Consider the following 21,467-nt stretch of genomic DNA (forward strand, 5'->3'; position numbering starts at 1 on the left):
TTCTTACTTGTTTTTGCTGCTAATTTATTTCTTTATTTCGTCCTACATTATCTGTTGCTATGACTGGAACTGGTACACGATAGTACGTGCAGCATTTTTTTAGGTGCACAAATTGGTCGGTAAATTTTTGCACAATAAACATATCATCCAATACCAGTACATTTTCTTGATTTTGTTCATTTGCTGAGCGTGTCATATTAAATGATCCTGTCCAAACCAGTGATTTATTTAATACATTGTTCTTAAATAATAAAAACTTATTGTGCATTGCACCAGCTGTTGGCTGCTGTGTATACTTAGGGTTATAAATATATACCTGTATATTATTGGTATGCAGCATATGCGTTTTGTTATATTTGCCATACGTGTTGTTTGCATCGGTAATAAGCTCAATTACCACACCACGCTTGCGTGCTTCAACCAGAGCTTGCGCCAATTCACGATCAGTAAATGCAAACATAGCAACCTGTATTTTTTCTTTTTCATGCTCAATCAAATAGGTAAGTACACTACGCACATCATCACTGGGCGCAAAATAAATCGCCTTCACCTGATTATCAGTTACTAAATTGAATGGTATATCGGTAGTTGTTGACACAATCGTTACGGGATCTTGCTCATGTACAATGTCCGGTTTTGACTGTTTATAGGGGTAGCCAATAATAAAATGCTTTTTGCCTAATTCATCTGATGTAGCCCACATAGGTACATACATATGCAATATAATGCTTATATATAATATTTTATTCACGATTCCCCCTTTTTATTTTACACTGACAATAATATCATCTTAAACAATTCAGCAAAAAATATGCAATAAGAGGTTTTTCATGCAATTATGGCAAATAAAATTTAATACATGGGTTATTGCAATAAGCATAATACATGTATGTTCTACATACACCATGTTCAAAGAAACCTATTATGCACCAAATCAACAATATGCTAGAAGTTATGAACAAAATTATAACTATTCTAGAAAAAACTATTCCAAAAAGCCTAATTTTAACCAAAATAATATGGGTGGCATTCCACGGTTGCCTATACTAACTCATAGAAAAAAACAAGTTTTGAGCAACCCACGCGCACTCACTATTTTGCTACAATTACGAGAAAAACATGATATTTCTATCGATACTCCTGATAAACATGGTTATACCTTGTTGCACTATGCATGCATAGGTGGTTTTACTAATGCAACACACATGCTATTGCAAGCAGGAGCAAATCCTCACACAGCATGTGGCATTTTAGAAGAAGCTCCATTAATTTTTGCAATTATTAACAACCATAAAGAAATAATAGAGTTATTGCTTACACCACGCCCAAACCCTCATAATCCCTCATATACCTGGCGTGCCAATCCTAATAAAAAAACAATCAAACTTGCCTTCGTCGGGGGACTTGTGTTCAGCCCGCTCCATTGGGCAATAAAATTTGGTAGAGAAAACATTATTCCTGTATTGCTTGACTATGGTGCAGATCACAAGGTCAAAACAAATCGTAAACCTCTTCAAGGCCTCAACGCCCTAGGATTAGCTTATTATTATTATAACCAACATACCAAGCTCGTTAATAAAAAAATCATGCTCAGAATTGCAGGAATACTTGAAAAACATATACAAGAGGAAAACAATGCACGTTATTATCATGTTAAGTAGTTTATTTTGTATGCTTGCTGCACCGCCACTATACAGCATGGAGCGGGATACAAGAAAAGGCACACCACCACGCAAACGACCCCGCTCATATAGCGAATCAACAAATGTTGAAACGAGCAAACCCACCTCCAACTCAACACACTTTTTAATAGTGTCACCATTCAGCAGTAAGAAGCGTCCACACTCACCACGAAAACGCAAAAACAATAATGGTAACCAACAAGTACGATTTGTATTACCTGCAGAGGTAAATAGACAAAAAATAGAACATGATGCTGCTATCTGTATGGCTTCGCAACAATTATTAGAACATGCGCATACAGATAATGTATCATTAATCACTCAGTTGCTTGAACAACATGCAAATCCAAATATACAATGTCCAATCACACATATGACCCCTTTACATAGGGCTGCAGGCAATGGCCAACTAGAAATTGTACGATTACTGGTCCTACATAAAGCAGATATTAATGCACAAGATAAATACGGTAATACACCACTCCATTATGCCGCATCAAATGGGTTTGAAGATATTGTGCGATGTCTATTAGTAGTAAATGCAAATATCTCACTAGAGAATAGAAAAGGTCAAAACGCATATGCATTTACCGCAAAACATCATCCAAATACAGCTATACTTACGTTACTAAATATGCCTAAGCTATTAAAAACAGACCAATAAAGAGTTATATTTTTTTCCAGCCAGTTCTATATACATATAAACGTAAGTATGAAACCTGCGCAACTGCATTACTTAATGCATACATGGTATGACCTTGAGCGTCAATTAAATATACTGTCCCTGATGTAACAATACCATCAGGATAAAAGATTATCTTATCACCTTGAAACGTAATCGGTTTGTAGAGAGGCAGCTGTGGTTGTGCAGGAGGACCTTTAGAACCAGTTATAAACCCAAATTGTATACCCTGCGTAAGTTTTTCATGTCGATCGCCAAAACTATATGTATTATCCCGTGTATTAAAATATATTGTCTGGATCTGATTAGTAGCCATGGCAAGACATCGAGCATGTTGGCATGTTGTATATAATTTTTCAATCTCGGCGCGCACCAATATGCGCTGCAAAAATGAACTATGTACGGTATTTAATGTAACCAAAACCGCAATGATGGCAACTACCACTATGAGTTCAAGCAATGAGATACCGGGCTTATTCAACCACCGTATGCTCAATCGCCGCAACCGACAATACTTCATCAATAGTCGTCAATCCTTGTTTAATTTTACGTATACCATCTTGAATAAGCGTTGTCATACCATCCTTGATTGCTTGCTCACGAATTTTACCCGTATCAGCTCGCACCATAGTCAAGTCTGCTATGCCTTCAGTCATGTCCATGACTTCAAAAATAGCAATCCTGCCACGATATCCTGTTTCATTACATTCGGTACACCCAACCGGCTCATAGAACGTAATTTTTTTCGCTTCTTCTGCAGAAATACCAATCCGCGCTAATAATTCAGGCTGTGGTTGATATGGTTTTTTGCAGAAATCACATAATTTTCTGACCAGTCGTTGTGCCATAATTAATTCTATTGATGATGCAAGTAAGAATGGCTCAACTCCCATATCAATTAAACGAGTAATAGATGCTGGCGCACTATTGGTATGCAAGGTACTCAACACCAAGTGACCGGTTAATGCTGCTTGTACCGCTATTTGTGCGGTTTCTTGATCACGAGTCTCACCAATCATGATAATGTCAGGGTCTTGACGTAAAATAGAGCGCAAAGCTGCTGCAAAAGTTAGACCAACTTTATCCTTCACTTGTACTTGACCAATGCCCGCCATTTGATATTCAACAGGATCTTCTACCGTAATAATATTAACATCTGGTTTGTTTAATTCTGTCAAAACAGAATACAAGGTAGTTGTTTTACCAGAACCGGTCGGACCAGTTACATAAATAATACCATTCGGTTTTTTGATGGCATCTTCCACCACTCTATAATCACGCTCGCTAAAATCTAAATCTTTAAGGTTGGTAAAACTTTTTGACTTATCAAGTAAACGCATAACAATACGCTCACCATACTCAACGGGTAGCACAGATACCCTGATATCAAATGCTTTGTCGGCAACCTTTATTGCTATACGCCCATCTTGTGGAATACGTTTTTCTGCGATATTAAGATTTGCCATAATTTTTATACGCGATACAAGCGCTGCTTGGATACGTTTAGGTGGCGTCATCACGTCATACATAATCCCATCAATTCGATAGCGTACACGTAACTCTTTTTCAAATGGCTCTATGTGAATATCTGATGCATCTCGCTTGACTGCTTGATACAAAATGTGATTGACCAACTTGATAATCGGCGCTTCAGTTGCCATAGCAAGAATATCTTTTTCTTCTATGCCTTCGAATGCAACTTCGTCAAGCCCCTTTTCTTCTTCCTCGAGCTCTTCTATCATTTGCTTGGCACCTTCAAGCGGGTAATACCGATTAATGGCATCTATGATAGTATTTTGAGGCGCTACCGCATACTGTGCACCTCCACCAAGCAACATATTTAATTCATCAAGCGGCTGAAAATGTAAAGGATTAGCCGTAAGAATAGTTAACTGACCATTAATCATGACCGGCATCACGGTATTTTCACGCAGAAACTTAAGCGGAACTTTTGCAAGTAGAGTAAGATCTGCCATACTTTCAGTAATGGCATCTACATACTCCATTGATGCATATTGTGCATATGCTTTGGCTATGTCTTGTGTTGTTGTATATTTTTTACTCAGCAAACAGTGTTCAAGCGACATACCTGTACCGGTAATTGCCTCTGTACATTCGTGCAATTGCTGCGTATTGATGACACCGGCTGTAACTAATATATCACCTAAATTTCTTTTCATAGCATTTCTCCATGTGTCCCGTTCTGTATCATAAGCATAGCATAATGAATGACAGTTTTATTTTTGTGTGTAACAAGGTATTATAAAGAATATCACACTAGGTCACTAGATTATCGCAAGGAAGACTATGAAGGCAAGCATAAGTCATTTTTATACAGTATCTTTTTGTACATTACTCGCATCAACCCTCTCTATTAACAGTGCAGGGAACCATCCTGCCATGTTTACTCCTGGTAGAGTTAATCAAATGCGTGATGAGCGCCGCACGCAAGAAACATGGGTACATGACAAAGAAAAAAAACAAGAGAAGAAAAAAAAATCTTCATGGTTCGGCGGAAAAACATTACGTGATATGACCTATGAAGAAATACAAGAAGCAAAAGATGGCTTGCTCAAGAAAAAAAACTATTTTGTTGCTATCAAATATCAAGAACGCATGATCGCCCTATGCGATAACCTCAATGAGCGCGAACAATTATTACTCGAATACGCAGACACCTTGTTTACCTATGGAAAACATCAAAAAGCCGGTACTATGTATCATGAATTTGCAAGTTTATATCCCGGAAGTGAACATGCTGAATATGCCCTATATCGTGCAATTTTATGCTCAGCACAAGACATACTAGAGCCAGACAGGGATCAGACTGCTACTTATGCAACATTAGAACTTGCGGACAAATTTTTAACCCGTGCTGATATATTCCAAAAACATGCTGCTGATGTAGAGGTTATTCGTGAACGTTGCTACAAAAATCTGGTAAATAGCGAACTTAATGTCTGTGTCTATTTTAAAAATTCAGGTAAATATAAACAAGCACAGCGCCGTCTTGATGCATTACGCACTGACTGGGCAATAAAATTACCAATTGTTGAACCACAAATACTGGCGTTTGAAAAAGATCTTGCCATACTGCAAAAAGATATGGAAACTTTTAAAATTAAACAGGAAGAACTCGAGCTCAAGTTCCCAAATTATGCAACAGTATTAGCACAAAATACTCCTCAAAAAAGTTTTTTAAACAGGTTCTAATGCAACATATTCAACTTGGCATACAGGGTGAAGATGCCGTAGCACATTATTTATATCGCAATGGGTTTACTATTGTAGCACGTAACTATCGCCAACGTTATGGTGAAATTGATGTTATTGCATGCAAAAATAATGTGCTTGTATTTGTAGAAGTCAAAACACGTTCTTCTAGTTATATGGATCCGGCAGAAGTGATTACTCCTACTAAACAACGTAAAATTATTATGACTGCGCACGCATTTTTATCTGAGTACCATTATACTGATATGGTATGCCAATTTGATGTTGCTCTTGTTGATAAAAATAATAACATACAGTATATTCCTCATGCCTTTAATGAAGGTTATTAATCATGCACATATCATCTGAGTTTATTAAACGTATTGCCACTGGATTTATTCTGGGCGCAGCTTTTTGGATTTTATTTTTATATCTACCACCCATATATTTTTCTTATGTACTTGTCATCATTTTATTACAAATCATTTTTTTTGAATGGAATAGGTTATTCAGTGTAAGCACTCCGCTCTTTTGGCTTACACTTCCATTTTATCCCATTTTGCCATTCGCACTTTTGATTGTTATGAACCAAAATCCTATGTATCATGACCTACTTTTTATTTTATTTATTTTAGTATCAAGTCACGATACCGGTTCATATATAGTAGGTAGCTTAATTGGCACGCATAAAATATGCTCTATCAGTCCAGGTAAAACATGGGAAGGGTTTGCAGGTGGTTGCATAGCTGCATGTATAGGTTTAACACTTCTTTTATGGGAACAAAAAATACCAAAACCATGGTGGTTTATTATCATCTTTAGTGTAATAGTTTGTACCCTTGCATTACTGGGCGACTTATTTGAATCTTGGCTTAAAAGACGGGCTCAAGTCAAAAATTCGGGAGATATACTGCCGGGTCATGGTGGATTTCTAGATCGCTTTGACGGTATTTTATTTGCCGTATTTTTTTTCTATTTTTTACGAGATTATCTAGTAAGATTGTTTGAGTAATTACTGCAAATATTTCATTGCCTCAACCTGTTTTACTGTCTCTTGCGCACCAGTAACCATGTTTTTTATCGTTACCGTATTATCGGTTTGCTCTTGTTCACCAAGAATAAGTGCATAAGTTGCTCCCAATTTATTCACCTTACGCATCATATCTTTCATAGAATCAATTTTGAGGATAATGTCTGTGCATAAATCTGCCGCTTGCAACATGTCTGCAAATAATAATGCGAGAGGAATTTGTTCTTCTGCCATTGGTACAACTATATGTAGTTTGGGTTTTTGAGGCAGTGGTAACGTGTCTCTAAAAGGTTCAAGCAATAGCATAACACGTTCAATACCAATACCAGCTCCAATGGAAGGTTGATCATGCTTGCCGCCCAATTGGCTGACCAGTTGATCATATCTGCCACCACCGCAGAAGGTACTTTGTGCTCCTAAAGCTTGACTGGTGAATTCAAACACCGTTTTATTATAGTAATCAAGACCACGTACCAATGTAGGGTTATAGGTACATGAGACTGAAAGCAACTGTAATTGCTCTTGTAATAATGCCCATTCAAATCCACAGGTGTCACACAAATGATCCACTATAAATGGGGCTTCTTTATACAATTGTTGGCAAGAAACACTTTTGCAATCAAATATACGCATAGCATTTATATCTTTACGTATTTTACATGTCTCACACATTGCTGCTTGCGCTTGCGGGCTTTCTAAAAATTCTTTGAGTACTAAGCGATACGCTTTACGATCATCAAAACAACCCAAAAAATTGATCTGTAACGCATAATTATTAAGTCTGAGATTTTCATGAAAAAAACGATCCAACATTTTGATCAGTTGCACATCTTGGAAAATTGAATTTGAACCTATTGCTTCAATACTGATTTGATTAAATTGACGAAATCTACCCTTCTGTGGACGCTCGTATCGAAACATGGGACCATATGAATAGACTTTCCACGGTGTCTGTTGAATACCATTTTCTATAAATGCACGAATAGTTGGTGCAGTTGCCTCTGGCCTGAGACAAATTTTTTCATGCGATTCACCACGCGTATCGATAAGAAACATTTCCTTACTGACTACATCAGTGTATTCACCCAATGAACGCTTGAATAAATCGAGTGGTTCAATAATAGGAGTAGAAATTTCAGTAAAATGATAGGTAGCTAAATGTTTTTTTGCTTGGGTAACAATAAAGTTAAATAATGTCAGATCCAAAAAGTCTTGCGTTCCTTTGACTCGTGAAATCATATCAACCCTTTATAAACCAAATATTGTTACTCAACATGGTTAGTCTACCACATCAATGCTATGCACGCAAAATCATACAAAAAGAATATTTTTTATAAAAAGTTAAAGCAAGAATTTCACAATATTATTGCAAACCATTGCTGTCTGCCGAGTAAATATGGTACATATCATAGGTGAAATATTATTTAAAAAAGGGGAGTGGACATGAAGAACAAAAATCTATTTATTGCACTACTATTGATCAGCACTGTTTCACAAGTATATGCAAGCAAGAATAGTAGTTGTGATTGCAATCCATTTAGTCGCAGCTACCTTGCCGTGAAACCTTATTTTTTGTCAGCATCACCCGAACGTGTAGCCGCATTCCGTGATGAGCGAGCTAATGCGCGTGAAAATGGTAAAGGCATAGCGCTACAAGTAGTATTATTTGGTGCACGGTCTACCGATCCTGAAGCCCTTGCTCGGTATTTCTCACCAAATTGTTCACCTTGCTTTATTGTAAATGAAGAATTATCTGAATCAAACATTACAAATGAGCTATTTGCAGAACATTTTAATATTTATACGGTAGATGGTGATTTTAAAAGTAAAGTAAGTTTTAATCCTCGTCAAACCACTATTGGTGCTGGATTTGAATTCCGCCAAGGATTTTGGCGCAATCCGGACAAACAACGTGGATTTTTCTATGACATAGCAACAGCCATTGTGCGGGTAAAAAATAATATGGAGCTATGTGAAAAAGTTATCAATGATGGTGGCGGCGCAGATGAAGAAGCCGATGATGTAGTTGTTGCAAACATGACACAAGCATTCAGACAAAGTGACTGGTGTTTTGGTAAAATTTGTGGTGCACAAACTAAAACTGGGTTATCTGATATTGAATTCAAAGTTGGGTATGAATGGTTGCAACACAGACCATATCACTTGGAAACATATATAGGTGTCATAATTCCAACCGGTAATACGCCAAAAGGTATCTATTTGTTTGAGCCAATTGTCGGTAACGGTCACCACTTTGGTGTTACATTTGGCAGCGGTATCGGTTTTCAAATTTGGAGTGAAGAAGAAAAAGACAGACATTTGCGCGTTGAATACAACGTACACACTGAATATTTATTCAATAGAAAACAAAAACGCGGTATAGATTTACAAGGCAAACCATGGAGCCGCTACATGGAGGTATATATCGATCAAGAACAAGCACAAGAAGCCGCTGATCTTGGTGGTACACTTGGTATGAACTTGGCAACACCGGGTATAAATGTATTTACACGTGATGTAAAAGTAACACCAGGTATTGCACATATACATAACACCGCATTTGTACTCAATTGGAAAAGCTTCCAAGGTGAAGCAGGTTATAATTATTTTGCACGCAGCGCAGATTGTGTAAAACTTGCATGCAAATTCCCTACAACTATAGCCCTTAAGGCAGAACAAGGCCTAGGTCAACAAAATCCAGTGCGTGACATTACCAACAATCCACTTCTTAATGCAGCCGCACTTGCACAACCACTTGCTGATTATGCTGCAAACGTAGTACAAGAAGATCAATTGGATCTTAATTCAGCAGCTCAACCTGACATGAACACTAATGCGTTGTATGTTGCACTTGGCAACCGCTGGGATAACTGGCGCTATCCATTCTTTATAAACTTTGGTGGCTCGTATGAATGGACACAAAATAGTAATGGCGCATTAGATCGCTGGGTAGCTTGGGGCAAATTTGGCTTCAGTTTTTAAAGAATATAAAGATTAACCGAGGAGATTAAAAAATGTTACGCAAGTATTATATATTAGCAATGGCATGTATACTCGTGCCAGCACAATCATACACTATGGGCGCACGGGAAAAAGCACAGTTAACCGCAGAGGTTAGAAATTTACTCAACACACCATTGGCTGACTGGAATCAACAACATATTAACCAAATTGAACAAAAAATTAACACATTAAAAAAAGGTGATCCAACACAATCAAGGATATTTACTGCAGAGCTCGATAATTTAAGAAATCAAATGGGCTATCAACAACGTCAGATACGTGGCATACAAGCAAATCAACAAGAGCTTGATCAGTTACGTGCACAACTAGAGGAAGCACAAAAACAAGCTCAAACAAACAAACAAAATGAGCAAGAATTAAATAAACTCCAAAAAGAAATCAATAAATTGAAACAAGAAGCCGCTCAAGCACAAGATCAATCTCAAGAAATTAAAAATCTCAAAGAACACATTGCTGAACTCGAAGATGACCTTGCAACTGCTCAGGTGCCATCACCGGCAATGCCAGATATTAACAGTTTGAAAAATAGAATTTCTGATTTAGAGCAAAGCCTCAAAAAGGCACAAGCAGAATCAGCAGATGATAAACAAGAAATTAAAGAATTAAAACAAGCAATGCTCAAAGGCGATTTAGTACAAAAAGATTTGGTTAAACAAATTGAAAACCTTAAGCAACAACTTGCAGATGCTCCTCAAGACCAAACCGCAGAAATTAAAAATCTCAAAGAACAAATTGCTAAGCTTAAAACAGATTTAGACAATGCAAACTTACAAAAAACACGTGCTGAAGAAGCATTCTTTGCAGCCAAAACAGCATATGAGAACCGTATTAATCAAATAGATAAAGATGTTCTACAAAAATACCCTAACCTACAGCCTGAAGCTGCAAGAAAGGTACTTGAAACATCTATAAAGCGGGCTAACGATGAAGCTGATAAGATTCACAAAGATTATTATGGAACACCTCGACCACACAGAGAATAGTTAACAAAAGAAGGGCATGAACTAAATCATGCCCTTCTTTTTTGTACAATTTATTTGATGTTAATCTTCATCCGATTGATAATCATCCTCATCTTCACCAATCACGTCTATAGATACACCTGGAGCTTTATCTTTCATATTTTGTAAAAGATTTAGCATCTCTTGATCAAGTGGATTGCCTCGTAAATTTAATACCTGGAGATTCATAAGTTTAGAGATATCGGCATTAGAAATATAATCAATTCTATTATTTTGAAGCCAAAGCTCCTTTAAGCCCATGGGGATCACAGGAACTGAAACTAAACGATTATCACTAAGATCAAGCTTAAATAAATTTTGATTCATGCCTTTAAATGCTTGTTCATCTACAAATTTTATTTGATTATCAAACAATATCAATTGTATTAATCCAGTAAACCCCGAAAAAGCATTTCCAGGAATTTGGGTAATATAATTATTGTGCAAATAAAGTCCAACAATTTTATCACGCATTGGTATTAAATACGCACCTGCAAGACTTGTAATATTTCTATTATAAAGATCTAATTCCATGAGCCCCGGTAAATTAAATCTAGTTGGCTTGATGAATTGAGATATTTGATTTAGGACCACTAAATCTGCGATACTAAATCTGTCTTGTAAAGCTATATCTATCCAATCAATAAGTAGATATTTAGCTGCTTGTATGAATTTTTTATCATTTTGCAATCCCTGTTCAGTAATCATACTTCTAACTTGAGCAGGAATATCAGAAGCTGTATATGCAGGGTGTTTATCAGTTTGTTCAAAGAATTGTGGGTCCAATTTAAGTACCGGTGCCTGAGTATATACCTGGTCAATAAATCCAAGAATAGATAGCAATGTTTGTTGTTTTACATGCACAGGAATAACATCTTTTTGAAGAAATCCTGAAAATTCCTCAGTAATACCCTTTATCATTGGTATTTTAAGTGCCATATCATACGATATTTCCACTTCTTGCCCATCACTAGTAGCAAGTTTTATTATGTCTTTTTCCATAGCCAGCACTGATCCACCCAATCCGAATACTAGTATTAATATCATTTTTTTCATTATTTTCCCCTTCTTAACGATTGTCTCTATTCATAGTTATAACAAACCATGATTACAAATTGCAATAATTGTAATACTATATGCTATTTTTACCTATATTCAACCTGTAGCTTATTCTTTCTCTTCTGCGTGGGAATTTCACATAGAAAATACACCACACCTGGAACCCTACCCCCATTTGCAATCTGAAACTCTTCTGGTATAGTTATAGATAAGAAGAGAAATACCTACTTTTAAGGTGTTTTTCAGGTTAAAAATGAAGGTTATAAAGGGGGTTATTCTTATGAATATCAAGAAAATCACTCTAATTATATTGTCTATTACTATAGGTACTATGGTACCTCAAACTTATGCGCTATCTGTATCCACTAAGCAAGAGCTAATAAACACACTTAATCATGTAGCAGATGTCTTGGTCGATGTAGATAATGCGCTTAAAACTACTGATAATCCGCAAGAAGTATTGCAAAATGGTCTTACTAATTTAGGATCATATAGCTGTTCTATTGACCCATTCAGAAATCTAGATGTGGGCCATAAATCACGTGAACATGCCACCTCAATATACAATACTATGCTTGCTATTATAGATAGCTATGGTCGTGACAATAACGTACAAGATTATGAAGCTTTACTGCGTATTGCAAAACAATATGCAACTAAAGTATTCAATCCATTGTTATTGGTGTACCATGACAAACGTAATGCACCAAAAAGTGCAGCACGTATTAATAAAGAATTATCTTTGCGTGAACAAAGATTACAACAAATGACGCAACAAGCAAAAGCAGAGCGCACTATTGATACAACACCAACTCAGCAGCCAGCACATACCGTAGCTCACACACCATCACAAGCACAAGAAGAAAATAATGGTGGTATGCTAAGCAACCTTATGATGCCAGCCTTACTTGCAGCGGGTGTGCTCGCGTTACATGAATTATACGCATATAATTCTGACAATGGGAACTCATTGTTAGCACCTATTTTTAATAGATTACAAAATTTATTTGGTAATAATGATGATTCTACAGATAAAACTAATGGTTTAAGTCCATCAACTTCAGCTCCTAGCGCACCTACGGTAAATCTAAATACCGCAATACCAACACCTTTTGCAACACCACATACATCTTCGACTGAACAAAGCACACGCTCAAGCACTATTACATTAGCTCCTACACCAACAGAAAAGCGACCAAATCTACTACATGTTGATGAAGAAGAAAATACCAACTCAGCTGCTGGATTAGGATTAGATAATTCTGAAAAAATAGCGAGTACTTCTATGCCATCACCAGCAGAATTATTAAATTCTGATGAAATTAGTAGAGATGAAGATGTGTTAGCAGATCATGCAACCAGTGAACAGCCTGAACTAGCACAAGAATCTTTTGATAACTTTACCAGTGTACAATCAAGTATTGATTCTTCAGCTGATTCTTTTAAGTCTGCTGTAGAACAACCAGAAGATGCTCGTAATTTTTACTCTATAAGTGAAACAGATATGATTCAACATGGTGTAGGCGGACTGGCAGCACCATCACACAATTTTGAGAAATAATATGAAAAAATTATCATTAGTTATGAGCATAGTATTATTAATACTAGGTGGTATGGCACAAGCCATGGCACCAAAAGGCAAGGAAGAAGTATTTGAGAAGGTAGCAAGAAGAGCTCAACGCCCACTGCGTCAATGGCAACAACGAGCTCAACAAATAAATCAAGAACTTATGCAGCAACAGCAAAATAACAATGTTATGCACGTTCCCTATCAACCTCAAATTCTACAACGAAGACAATAATTACCAGAAGCTTATGATACCCCTGCATAAAAAGCAGGGGTTTTTTTCTTGTTCAGATTATGCTTTACTATGAGCTAGACATCTATATAGAGGCCATAATGAAGCAAACAATTTTAGTCACTGGTGGTGCAGGATATATTGGCTCACATACCGCATTGCTGCTTGCACAACAACAATATAATGTCATTATTTTGGATGCATTACTGCATAATCAAACATTCAATCACACGTGGGCTACATTTATCCAAGGTAATTTTGGTGATAAAAAAATACTCAATCATATTTTTACCCATCATAATATTGCTGCTGTCATGCATTTTGCAGCCAACATAGAGGTAAGTGAATCAGTCAAAAACCCACTCAAGTTTTATCACAACAATGTCAGCAATACCATTAATATGCTCGAAGCAATGTACATGCATGGGTGTAATAATTTTATTTTTTCTTCTAGTTGTGCGGTCTATGGTAATCCTCATTATATACCACTTACCGAAGACCACCCTAAGAATCCAATCAGTCCATATGGCAGAACCAAGCTTATGATAGAACATGTATTGCAAGACTGTGCTCACGCCTACGATATACGTTTTGTAAATTTGCGCTATTTTAACGCAGCAGGAGCTCTGGCTGAGTATAATTTATATGAACACCATGAACCAGAAACTCATGTAATACCATTATTGTTTAGGGCTACACACACAAAAAAACCATTTTATGTTTTCGGCATAGATCATGAAACACCCGATGGTACCTGCGTACGAGATTACCTACACGTCTGGGATATCGCTCATGCTCATCTGAAAGCATTGTTTCATGTACAACAAAATAACCCTTCTGATGCATTTAATCTGGGAACCGGCAAAGGTATATCAGTTAAGACTATGATTGCCCACGTAGAACAAATTTGCAAAACACCTATTACCGTAATCCACGCAGAAAAACGTGCAGGCGACCCTCCTACGCTGGTCGCTGACCCAAGCAAAGCACATGATATCCTGGGTTGGCAACCCAGATACTCAGATATAACCTTTATTCTGCAAAGTGCCTATGCTGGATACCATACCTACAGACAGAAATACCACTCCACACAACCCATAATAAAATAGATCATCCATCACCCACAAATTATTGCTATTTGTAACTTGCACTTGCTAATATAGGTAGTAGAGATAGCCTTGGCAATGCAATATACCAGATGGGTAGTATAGCTATTTAAAAGGGGAACAATATGAAAAAATTAGTAATAATCATAAGTTTGTCTATAGCCTCTCTTTCCGTGCAGGCTTGCCTGATTAATCTAGAAAATGATTTAGATACACCGATAATCATCCGCACACAACAGGGTGAAGTAACCACGGTAGCACCACATGGTGCACTAACTTTTGGTAATTCAAATCAAAAGGCAGTTTTTATTTTGAATAAAGAACATAAAGATTATACATTAAAACAAACTACATGTTCAGAGACCCATTTGATTAATATAAAAGCTTCTCATGTTGGTACATATAGCATTCCGCATTTTTATGTAGAAAAAACACATAATCCAATAACAAACAGTAATGCCAAAAATTCTTGCGGTTGCAGCCACTAACAGGAAACAATTATGAAAAAAATAACTTTCTTATGTATAATCTGCACTATAATTACGGCTCCACTCACTACAATGGAAAAAGAATGGGACATAGAACCCGTTGTAGCCAAACAGGGACCTGATATCATTTTTACTACCAAAGATGGTCAAACACTATCTATAGCTCGTGCTACTGCACTTAATATTCCTACACTCAAAACATTAATGAGTCTTGCAGAGCATACTATTACATCTTCAGTAATTGATGCTCACACCATGCAAACGATTATACGCATAGTAAAAGATGTTTATAATTATAAACCACTACTTGACTTAGATCCGTTATTTTTTCAGTCATATGACCCAACGGATATCCCAGCTATAGTAAAACAGATAGTACAACAAAACATTCAAAACCAAACGTTACAAAACTATGAATCTCTTATTCAAACAGCAAACTTTTTAGGGCTACAGTGGTTAGTAAACTATAACACAGATGCATATAGCATTGCAGATTTAGTTGTGTTAAATAAATTACCTAACTTGACCAATAATAAAATACTTGCATTGACTCATAAAAATATAACAAGTCTTGCAGGTATACATATTATTCCTCATGACATTCGTCTGAATGTACGTTCTATAAATTTAACAAATAATCGTATTAGTTCTATACCAGATAATATTTTTGCAGTCTTGCCAGATCTAACAAATCTGTATTTAGTTAATAATCAAATTAATACCATAACCACAAATAGCTTTGCTGGATTACGTGCTCTTCAGGTTCTCTCTTTGGCAAACAACAAACTAGAAGTAATTCCTGCGCGTGCTTTTCATGAATTGCATAATTTACAAGAATTAACTATTTCTCATAATCAACTAACTACTATTGAAAATGATGCATTTGTGGGACTAGATACACTCAAAAAATTATGGCTTTATAATAATAATATTGCTTCTTTAATACCAACCACATTCGCAGGACTTGATAGTATACAATTCATACGTCTAAATAATAATAAAATATCTATAATTACACCGGATATATTTATCAACTTACGTAGGCTCCGCAAACTTTGGCTAAATAACAATTCTATTGATCAAGCAACCAAAGATCGCATACGCCAAGCATTACCCAATGTACAAATAATATTTGAATAGGAATAACATGAAAAAACTGCTTCTTATAGGTACATTAATAATTCTTCCTTTAACGGGGATGAAGCGCCTACGTGAAGAATCAGCACAATCAGACACTATTACATTTACCGTAAACACGTTGGGTGCTTTAGACCCGGTGGATATATATTTAAATCCAGAATATTATTCCACACAAATGGTCGTGGAACGAGATACCGTACAAAAAATACCTCTTCTGCACGATATGTTGAAATTTTTTCCTGAAACTGTAATAGATTTAAGTAAGATTTCTCAAGAAACATTCCAACTTACCATCACGATTATAGAAGAAATACATACACAAGCACCAATACTCAAACTTGATCCTGATTTTTTTGAAACATATACATTAGAAGATATCCCTCTACAAGTAAAACACATCGTAAAAAGTAAAATAAAAAACAAAGATCCTCGTATAATAGCATCACTTGTCAATACTGCCGGGTTTTTGCAACTTGAATGGTTACAAGATGCTATTGCAAAGCTATGGGTTGAAAAAGAGTTACACGAAGGAGATGCGCAAGCATCTGGTTGGAACAATGACAGTATTAATTATATAAGCAAATACACCAAGGATGATTTTTCAAAATTTACCCGTGCATGTAGTATTGCTGATATAGTAGCTCTTGGGCAATTACCATCTATTGTGTATAACCAACCTACGAATCAACAAGTAAGTTTTAATGAACTCGATTTATCTGGTCGAAACATAATAAATCTGGTAGGTATCTATTTAATACCAGAGCGTCTCAAGATTACCATGCTCAATCTTAAAGAAAATATTATACGGCATGTTCCAAATAGAGCTTTTGAAAGTTTATCTGAACTCAACTATCTTAAATTAGAAGATAATTATATAGATGATATAGCACCATATGCTTTCCATGGTATTAATAAATTACAATTTTTAAATCTAGCTAGTAATGCAATATCTAAATTATCTGCCGATATGTTTGCTGATATACCACTATTGAAAAAATTATATCTAGAGTTTAATAATATATCTCTTCCAGATAATATCTTTATAAATTTATCAAATGTATGGTACCTCAACCTGAATAATAATCCGATTCGTACCATTAATGAACGTGCATTTGCAGGACTTGCTGGCTTAATGGATCTAGACTTATCTGAATGCAGCCTAGACTTTATTGATGATCATGCATTCCACAATTTACCTATATTAGAAGATCTTAATCTGAATAATAACAATTTGACTGAAATTAATGATCAATTATTTACAAATAACCACCACTTAATATCACTCTGGTTATCTGATAATAAGATATCCCGCATCACACCGGGAGCATTTACAGGACTTAATCTAGACGAGCTTTCACTTGAAGGCAACCGACTTGATCAAGCAACGAAGGATCGTATTGCAGCAAGTTTGCCTGATACCGATATAATTTTCGACTAAAAGATCTTTTTATGAAAAATATACTATATACATTAACCGTACTGCTTACCTTACCGGTATACGCAATAAAAAAAGAGATAGATGGTAATAGCCTTATCACTATTCAAACCGCTGACCAACAAACAATACTTACCACAACTTCTATTATAAGTATGCTACCCACACTTGCCGATATGATGGGTTCAGGGCTTTCTAATGGTGCAATACATGTACCCCAAAGCGTATCCACTATGGCGCTTGTTATACATGCTATGGACAAATTACTTCATGTGCCTATCAAAGATGTAGATCCAACATTTTTTGATCATTATTCATACAAAGATATTCCTGCACAAACAAGAAACGTTTTAGAAGAAATAAGCAATAATGTAGATACTTTGCAATTGGCTCATTTTATAAACGCACTTGATTACTTTGCTGTGGATGAAAGCATCTTATCTGCTGCAGGAGCTTTATGGGTTATGCGCGTAAAGCCATGGTACAATATATTTGCCCCATCTGCAGCAATAACTGCAAGTAATTATAATATTACAGATACCATAATACAAAAATATATAGAACCATATGAAGAAACCGGTACACAAAAAAAATATAGTATCGCTGATTTGATTGCATTAAAAGAGTTCCCTGAACTTATAAAATCAGATAGTAATAAAATCATACTTGATCTCAATAAGCGATCCATAATAAGTCTGGTTGGTATGTATTTAATTCCGTTTTCAACACGTCGTCTTGTAGAAATAATTGATCTAGCTCATAACTATCTGACTTCATTATCAAAAAATGATTTTGATGGTTTTATAGAACTTAAAAAACTAGTACTCATTGATAATAATATTACCTATATAGAACCGGGTACTTTTAGTACTATTGCGCAATTGAACAAATTAGAATTAAGCGGTAACAAACTATCGAGTATCGCAGAAAACACCTTTGGTTCATTGCCCAACCTTTTTTATATCAATCTTGGGGCTAATCAGTTGGCAACCATAGCCAACAATACATTTGCTCAGTTACCTCAATTGCATACATTGTTTTTATATAGCAATAAATTGAAACATCTGTCTAGAAATGCATTTGCCAATCAAGGCCTTCAACTAAGAAAACTTAACCTAGAGGATAATAACTTAAGTGATACAAATAAAGAACGCTTAAGAAGAGCATTTCCAACTACAACCCTTGATTTCTAATCATTAACAGAAATCGTTATTTGCCAACACCGCAACACTTTTTATACTTTTTGCCTGATCCGCATGGACATGGATCATTACGGCCAATTTTGTCCTCTGCTCGTTGCGCGGGTTCTGCTGGGCCTGTTTCACTTGAAATCATACGCAATTCATCAAGCTCTTTTTCACGTTTTTCTTCTAGTTCTCGTTCATCAAACTGGTCAACTTTTAAACGGAAAATATGACGCACTACATCTTTGTATATATCAGAAAGCATTTCTCTGAACATATCAAATGCTTCTCTCTTATATTCAATAAGTGGATTTTTTTGACCCCATCCGCGCAGACCTATACCTTCTTTCAAGTGATCCAAATTGAGCATATGTTGCTTCCATGCTTGGTCAATAGTTTCAAGTAGGAGCCATTTTTCTGCTTGTTGAAATGCTTCAGCATGTACTTGATTACGTAATAACTCATAGCGAGAAAGAATAAATTGTGTTAAATCAGACTCCAAACTTGCTACGGTAGTAGTATTAATCTTGGCATCATGTAACATTTCTGGCGTAAGGCCAAACAACTGAGATATTTCATGCATAATAAGGTTTGCTTGTTCATGAGTCACGGTACGTTTTGAACAATGTGCAAAAACCAAATCTTGAATTACTTTAGTAATAAAATCACGCACTAGCTCATAGGTACGATGCTCGCCTTCTAAAATGTCACGACGATAACGATAAATAACCATACGTTGCTGGTTAAGTACATCATCGTATTCAAGCAAATGTTTACGGATTTCAAAATTATGCTTTTCTACTTTTTCTTGAGCACGATCAATGGTTCTTGATACAATGGGCGACTCAATAACTTCATCTTCTTTCATCCCAAAACGTTCCATATTTTTCTTGAGGTTATCACCCGCAAAAATACGAATTAGATCATCTTCTAATGATATATAGAAACGTGATTCACCTTTGTCACCTTGGCGTCCAGCACGGCCACGCAATTGATTATCAATACGTCTGCTTTCATGCAATTCAGTACCAAGAATATAAAGACCGCCCGTTTCTTTTGATTCCGGCGTAAGCTTAATATCCGTACCACGACCAGCCATATTAGTTGCAATGGTAATACGACCCGGCTCACCTGCATGCTCAATAATCTCTGCTTCACGTTGGTGCTGCTTTGCGTTCAGTACATCATGTGGTAAACCTTGCGCATGCAATACATTACTCAAAAGTTCAGAGGTTTCAATAGATGCAGTACCCACTAATACCGGTTGTTTTTTTGCATAACGCTCTTTAATATCCTGAGCAATTGCTTTGTATTTTGAATTTTTAGTCAAAAATATCAAGTGTGGTTTGTCAGCACGCGCTAGCGGTACATTGGTTGGAATTACTACGACATCCAAACCATAAATATTATAAAATTCTTCTGCTTCAGTAGCAGCAGTCCCTGTCATACCAGCAAGTTTTTTATAAAGTCTAAAATAATTTTGTAAGGTAATAGATGCAAGAGTTTGGCTTTCACGTTCGATAGGCACACCCTCTTTTGCTTCAAGAGCCTGGTGCAATCCATCTGAATAGCGACGCCCGGACAAAATACGTCCCGTAAATTCATCAACTATGAGTACTTGATTATCTCTGACTACATACTCAACATCACGACGGAATAAAGCATGTGCACGAACGGCTTGGTTCATATGGTGCAACAAATTCATATGTTCAATGGCATACAAGTTATCTATATGAAATGCTTGCTCAATTTTATCAACGCCTGATTCAGTTAGTAATGCGGTACGTGCTTTTTCATCAACTTCATAATCAACGCCTTTTTTAAGGCTTGCAGCTACACGATTTGCATCAATATATAACTTACTACTTGCTTCAGCAGAACCGGAAATAATCAATGGTGTACGGGCTTCATCAATCAAAATAGAATCAACCTCGTCAACAATTGCATAGTTAAGATCACGTTGCACATAATCTTCAAGTCTGAATTTCATATTATCGCGTAGATAATCAAAACCAAGCTCATTGTTTGTTGCATATAAAATATCGTTGGCATAGGCTTCTTTACGCTCTGCATCATCCATATTATTTTGCAAGCAACCTACCGTAAGACCAAGCATAGTATAAACAGGTCTCATCCATTCAGCATCCCGACGAGCTAAATAATCATTCACCGTAACCAGATGTGCACCTTTTCCTTCCAATGCATTTAGATAAAGGGCAAGCGTTGCAGTTAACGTTTTACCTTCACCGGTTTTCATTTCTGCTATTTTACCTTGATGAAGAACAATACCACCCATCAATTGTACATCAAAGTGACGTTGCCCCAAGGTACGCTTGGCTGCTTCTCGCACACAGGCAAAAGCCTCTGGCAATATATCATCGAGCGTTTTCCCCTGAGAAAGTTGTTTACGAAATTCATTTGTTTTTTCACCAAGCTGTTCATCGGTTAACTTGCTTATGCTTGGCTCAAGGGCATTAATTTGGTTAACAATAGGACGCAATTTTTGTATCTTACGCTCATTGTCAGTCCCTAAAATTTTTGCCAAAATGCCTGTTATCATACCAACGTCCTTAATCTAAATTCATATGAAAAAAATATAGTTAAAAATTTACCACAAATAGAAT

Annotated in this window: 20 protein-coding genes; 14 read left to right on the plus strand and 6 right to left on the minus strand. The window is 36.3% G+C overall.

Going from position 1 to position 21,467, the window contains the following annotated elements; genetic code table 11:
* Positions 1 to 19: 19 nt before the first annotated feature.
* On the minus strand, positions 20 to 751 hold the full coding sequence (locus PK943_03600) for a phospholipase D-like domain-containing protein (protein HRN78298.1): 732 nt from the start codon (positions 749 to 751) through the stop codon (positions 20 to 22).
* A 79-nt stretch (positions 752 to 830) separates the two neighbouring features.
* On the opposite strand from PK943_03600, the gene PK943_03605 reads away from it, so the two are divergent.
* Both PK943_03605 and PK943_03610 read left to right on the plus strand, forming a co-directional pair.
* The gene (locus tag PK943_03605) at positions 831 to 1,661 is read left to right on the plus strand and encodes an ankyrin repeat domain-containing protein (GenBank protein HRN78299.1); all 831 of its coding nucleotides are present in this window, start codon (positions 831 to 833) and stop codon (positions 1,659 to 1,661) included.
* The gene (locus PK943_03610; protein ID HRN78300.1) at positions 1,636 to 2,346 is read left to right on the plus strand and encodes an ankyrin repeat domain-containing protein; all 711 of its coding nucleotides are present in this window, start codon (positions 1,636 to 1,638) and stop codon (positions 2,344 to 2,346) included. Before PK943_03605 ends, PK943_03610 begins: the two co-directional genes overlap by 26 nt.
* 4 nt (positions 2,347 to 2,350) lie before the next feature.
* Here the strand turns inward: PK943_03610 and PK943_03615 are convergent, their stop codons facing one another.
* Both PK943_03615 and gspE read right to left on the minus strand, forming a co-directional pair.
* Complete coding sequence (locus PK943_03615; protein ID HRN78301.1) at positions 2,351 to 2,884, minus strand: prepilin-type N-terminal cleavage/methylation domain-containing protein; 534 nt, start codon at positions 2,882 to 2,884, stop codon at positions 2,351 to 2,353.
* Positions 2,838 to 4,544, minus strand: a complete 1,707-nt coding sequence (gspE, locus tag PK943_03620; GenBank protein HRN78302.1) for a type II secretion system ATPase GspE — start codon at positions 4,542 to 4,544, stop codon at positions 2,838 to 2,840. Before gspE ends, PK943_03615 begins: the two co-directional genes overlap by 47 nt.
* Positions 4,545 to 4,671: 127 nt before the next feature.
* Between gspE and bamD the strand changes: the two genes are divergently transcribed.
* From bamD to PK943_03635, 3 genes are read left to right on the plus strand one after another with little or no spacing between them, the layout of a single operon-like run.
* A complete protein-coding gene (bamD, locus tag PK943_03625; GenBank protein ID HRN78303.1) occupies positions 4,672 to 5,577 on the plus strand; it encodes an outer membrane protein assembly factor BamD in 906 nt (301 codons plus the stop codon).
* On the plus strand, positions 5,577 to 5,927 hold the full coding sequence (locus PK943_03630) for a YraN family protein (GenBank protein HRN78304.1): 351 nt from the start codon (positions 5,577 to 5,579) through the stop codon (positions 5,925 to 5,927). The genes bamD and PK943_03630 overlap by 1 nt, the downstream gene beginning before the upstream one ends.
* 2 nt (positions 5,928 to 5,929) lie before the next feature.
* The gene (locus tag PK943_03635; GenBank protein ID HRN78305.1) at positions 5,930 to 6,589 is read left to right on the plus strand and encodes a phosphatidate cytidylyltransferase; all 660 of its coding nucleotides are present in this window, start codon (positions 5,930 to 5,932) and stop codon (positions 6,587 to 6,589) included.
* On the opposite strand, the gene hisS is transcribed toward PK943_03635, so the two are convergent.
* Positions 6,590 to 7,846, minus strand: a complete 1,257-nt coding sequence (gene hisS, locus PK943_03640; protein HRN78306.1) for a histidine--tRNA ligase — start codon at positions 7,844 to 7,846, stop codon at positions 6,590 to 6,592.
* Between the two features lie 204 nt (positions 7,847 to 8,050).
* Between hisS and PK943_03645 the strand changes: the two genes are divergently transcribed.
* Both PK943_03645 and PK943_03650 read left to right on the plus strand, forming a co-directional pair.
* Complete coding sequence (locus tag PK943_03645; GenBank protein ID HRN78307.1) at positions 8,051 to 9,589, plus strand: hypothetical protein; 1,539 nt, start codon at positions 8,051 to 8,053, stop codon at positions 9,587 to 9,589.
* A 32-nt stretch (positions 9,590 to 9,621) separates the two neighbouring features.
* Positions 9,622 to 10,614, plus strand: coding sequence for a hypothetical protein (locus tag PK943_03650; GenBank protein ID HRN78308.1), 993 nt, complete (start codon positions 9,622 to 9,624; stop codon positions 10,612 to 10,614).
* Positions 10,615 to 10,674: 60 nt separating this feature from the next.
* On the opposite strand, the gene PK943_03655 is transcribed toward PK943_03650, so the two are convergent.
* Entirely contained in the window at positions 10,675 to 11,688 is a 1,014-nt protein-coding gene (locus PK943_03655) for a hypothetical protein (GenBank protein ID HRN78309.1), read from the minus strand.
* A 283-nt stretch (positions 11,689 to 11,971) separates the two neighbouring features.
* Between PK943_03655 and PK943_03660 the strand changes: the two genes are divergently transcribed.
* The 7 genes from PK943_03660 (at position 11,972) to PK943_03690 (ending at position 18,852) form a co-directional block, all read left to right on the plus strand.
* Positions 11,972 to 13,252 (plus strand): hypothetical protein, encoded by a 1,281-nt coding sequence (locus PK943_03660; GenBank protein HRN78310.1) that lies wholly within the window; start codon positions 11,972 to 11,974, stop codon positions 13,250 to 13,252.
* Between the two features lies 1 nt (position 13,253).
* Positions 13,254 to 13,493: a hypothetical protein gene (locus tag PK943_03665; GenBank protein ID HRN78311.1), complete on the plus strand. Its 240-nt coding sequence runs from the start codon at positions 13,254 to 13,256 to the stop codon at positions 13,491 to 13,493.
* Positions 13,494 to 13,591: 98 nt separating this feature from the next.
* Positions 13,592 to 14,599, plus strand: a complete 1,008-nt coding sequence (gene galE, locus PK943_03670; GenBank protein ID HRN78312.1) for a UDP-glucose 4-epimerase GalE — start codon at positions 13,592 to 13,594, stop codon at positions 14,597 to 14,599.
* Between the two features lie 122 nt (positions 14,600 to 14,721).
* Positions 14,722 to 15,084 carry a hypothetical protein gene (locus tag PK943_03675; protein HRN78313.1) on the plus strand — a complete coding sequence of 121 codons (363 nt, stop codon included), beginning with the start codon at positions 14,722 to 14,724 and terminating at the stop codon, positions 15,082 to 15,084.
* Between the two features lie 12 nt (positions 15,085 to 15,096).
* A complete protein-coding gene (locus tag PK943_03680) occupies positions 15,097 to 16,224 on the plus strand; it encodes a leucine-rich repeat protein (protein ID HRN78314.1) in 1,128 nt (375 codons plus the stop codon).
* A 7-nt stretch (positions 16,225 to 16,231) separates the two neighbouring features.
* Positions 16,232 to 17,662, plus strand: a complete 1,431-nt coding sequence (locus PK943_03685) for a leucine-rich repeat domain-containing protein (GenBank protein HRN78315.1) — start codon at positions 16,232 to 16,234, stop codon at positions 17,660 to 17,662.
* An 11-nt stretch (positions 17,663 to 17,673) separates the two neighbouring features.
* Entirely contained in the window at positions 17,674 to 18,852 is a 1,179-nt protein-coding gene (locus PK943_03690) for a leucine-rich repeat domain-containing protein (GenBank protein HRN78316.1), read from the plus strand.
* 16 nt (positions 18,853 to 18,868) lie between these two features.
* Here the strand turns inward: PK943_03690 and secA are convergent, their stop codons facing one another.
* A complete protein-coding gene (secA, locus tag PK943_03695) occupies positions 18,869 to 21,403 on the minus strand; it encodes a preprotein translocase subunit SecA (protein ID HRN78317.1) in 2,535 nt (844 codons plus the stop codon).
* Between the last annotated feature and the right edge of the window lie 64 nt (positions 21,404 to 21,467).

This window comes from Candidatus Dependentiae bacterium (assembly GCA_035445995.1).
Lineage (GTDB): Bacteria > Babelota > Babeliae > Babelales > Vermiphilaceae > DAOMRS01.

Bases quoted from the DNA above. Each gene is read 5' to 3' on its own strand.
- PK943_03605 (HRN78299.1), top strand. From the start codon at position 831: ATGCAATTATGGCAAATAAAATTTAATACATGGGTTATTGCAATAAGC.
- PK943_03610 (HRN78300.1), top strand. From the start codon at position 1,636: ATGCACGTTATTATCATGTTAAGTAGTTTATTTTGTATGCTTGCTGCA.
- PK943_03615 (HRN78301.1), bottom strand. From the start codon at position 2,884: ATGAAGTATTGTCGGTTGCGGCGATTGAGCATACGGTGGTTGAATAAG.
- gspE (HRN78302.1), bottom strand. From the start codon at position 4,544: ATGAAAAGAAATTTAGGTGATATATTAGTTACAGCCGGTGTCATCAAT.
- bamD (HRN78303.1), top strand. From the start codon at position 4,672: ATGAAGGCAAGCATAAGTCATTTTTATACAGTATCTTTTTGTACATTA.
- PK943_03630 (HRN78304.1), top strand. From the start codon at position 5,577: ATGCAACATATTCAACTTGGCATACAGGGTGAAGATGCCGTAGCACAT.
- PK943_03635 (HRN78305.1), top strand. From the start codon at position 5,930: ATGCACATATCATCTGAGTTTATTAAACGTATTGCCACTGGATTTATT.
- hisS (HRN78306.1), bottom strand. From the start codon at position 7,846: ATGATTTCACGAGTCAAAGGAACGCAAGACTTTTTGGATCTGACATTA.
- PK943_03645 (HRN78307.1), top strand. From the start codon at position 8,051: ATGAAGAACAAAAATCTATTTATTGCACTACTATTGATCAGCACTGTT.
- PK943_03650 (HRN78308.1), top strand. From the start codon at position 9,622: ATGTTACGCAAGTATTATATATTAGCAATGGCATGTATACTCGTGCCA.
- PK943_03655 (HRN78309.1), bottom strand. From the start codon at position 11,688: ATGAAAAAAATGATATTAATACTAGTATTCGGATTGGGTGGATCAGTG.
- PK943_03660 (HRN78310.1), top strand. From the start codon at position 11,972: ATGAATATCAAGAAAATCACTCTAATTATATTGTCTATTACTATAGGT.
- PK943_03665 (HRN78311.1), top strand. From the start codon at position 13,254: ATGAAAAAATTATCATTAGTTATGAGCATAGTATTATTAATACTAGGT.
- galE (HRN78312.1), top strand. From the start codon at position 13,592: ATGAAGCAAACAATTTTAGTCACTGGTGGTGCAGGATATATTGGCTCA.
- PK943_03675 (HRN78313.1), top strand. From the start codon at position 14,722: ATGAAAAAATTAGTAATAATCATAAGTTTGTCTATAGCCTCTCTTTCC.
- PK943_03680 (HRN78314.1), top strand. From the start codon at position 15,097: ATGAAAAAAATAACTTTCTTATGTATAATCTGCACTATAATTACGGCT.
- PK943_03685 (HRN78315.1), top strand. From the start codon at position 16,232: ATGAAAAAACTGCTTCTTATAGGTACATTAATAATTCTTCCTTTAACG.
- PK943_03690 (HRN78316.1), top strand. From the start codon at position 17,674: ATGAAAAATATACTATATACATTAACCGTACTGCTTACCTTACCGGTA.
- secA (HRN78317.1), bottom strand. From the start codon at position 21,403: ATGATAACAGGCATTTTGGCAAAAATTTTAGGGACTGACAATGAGCGT.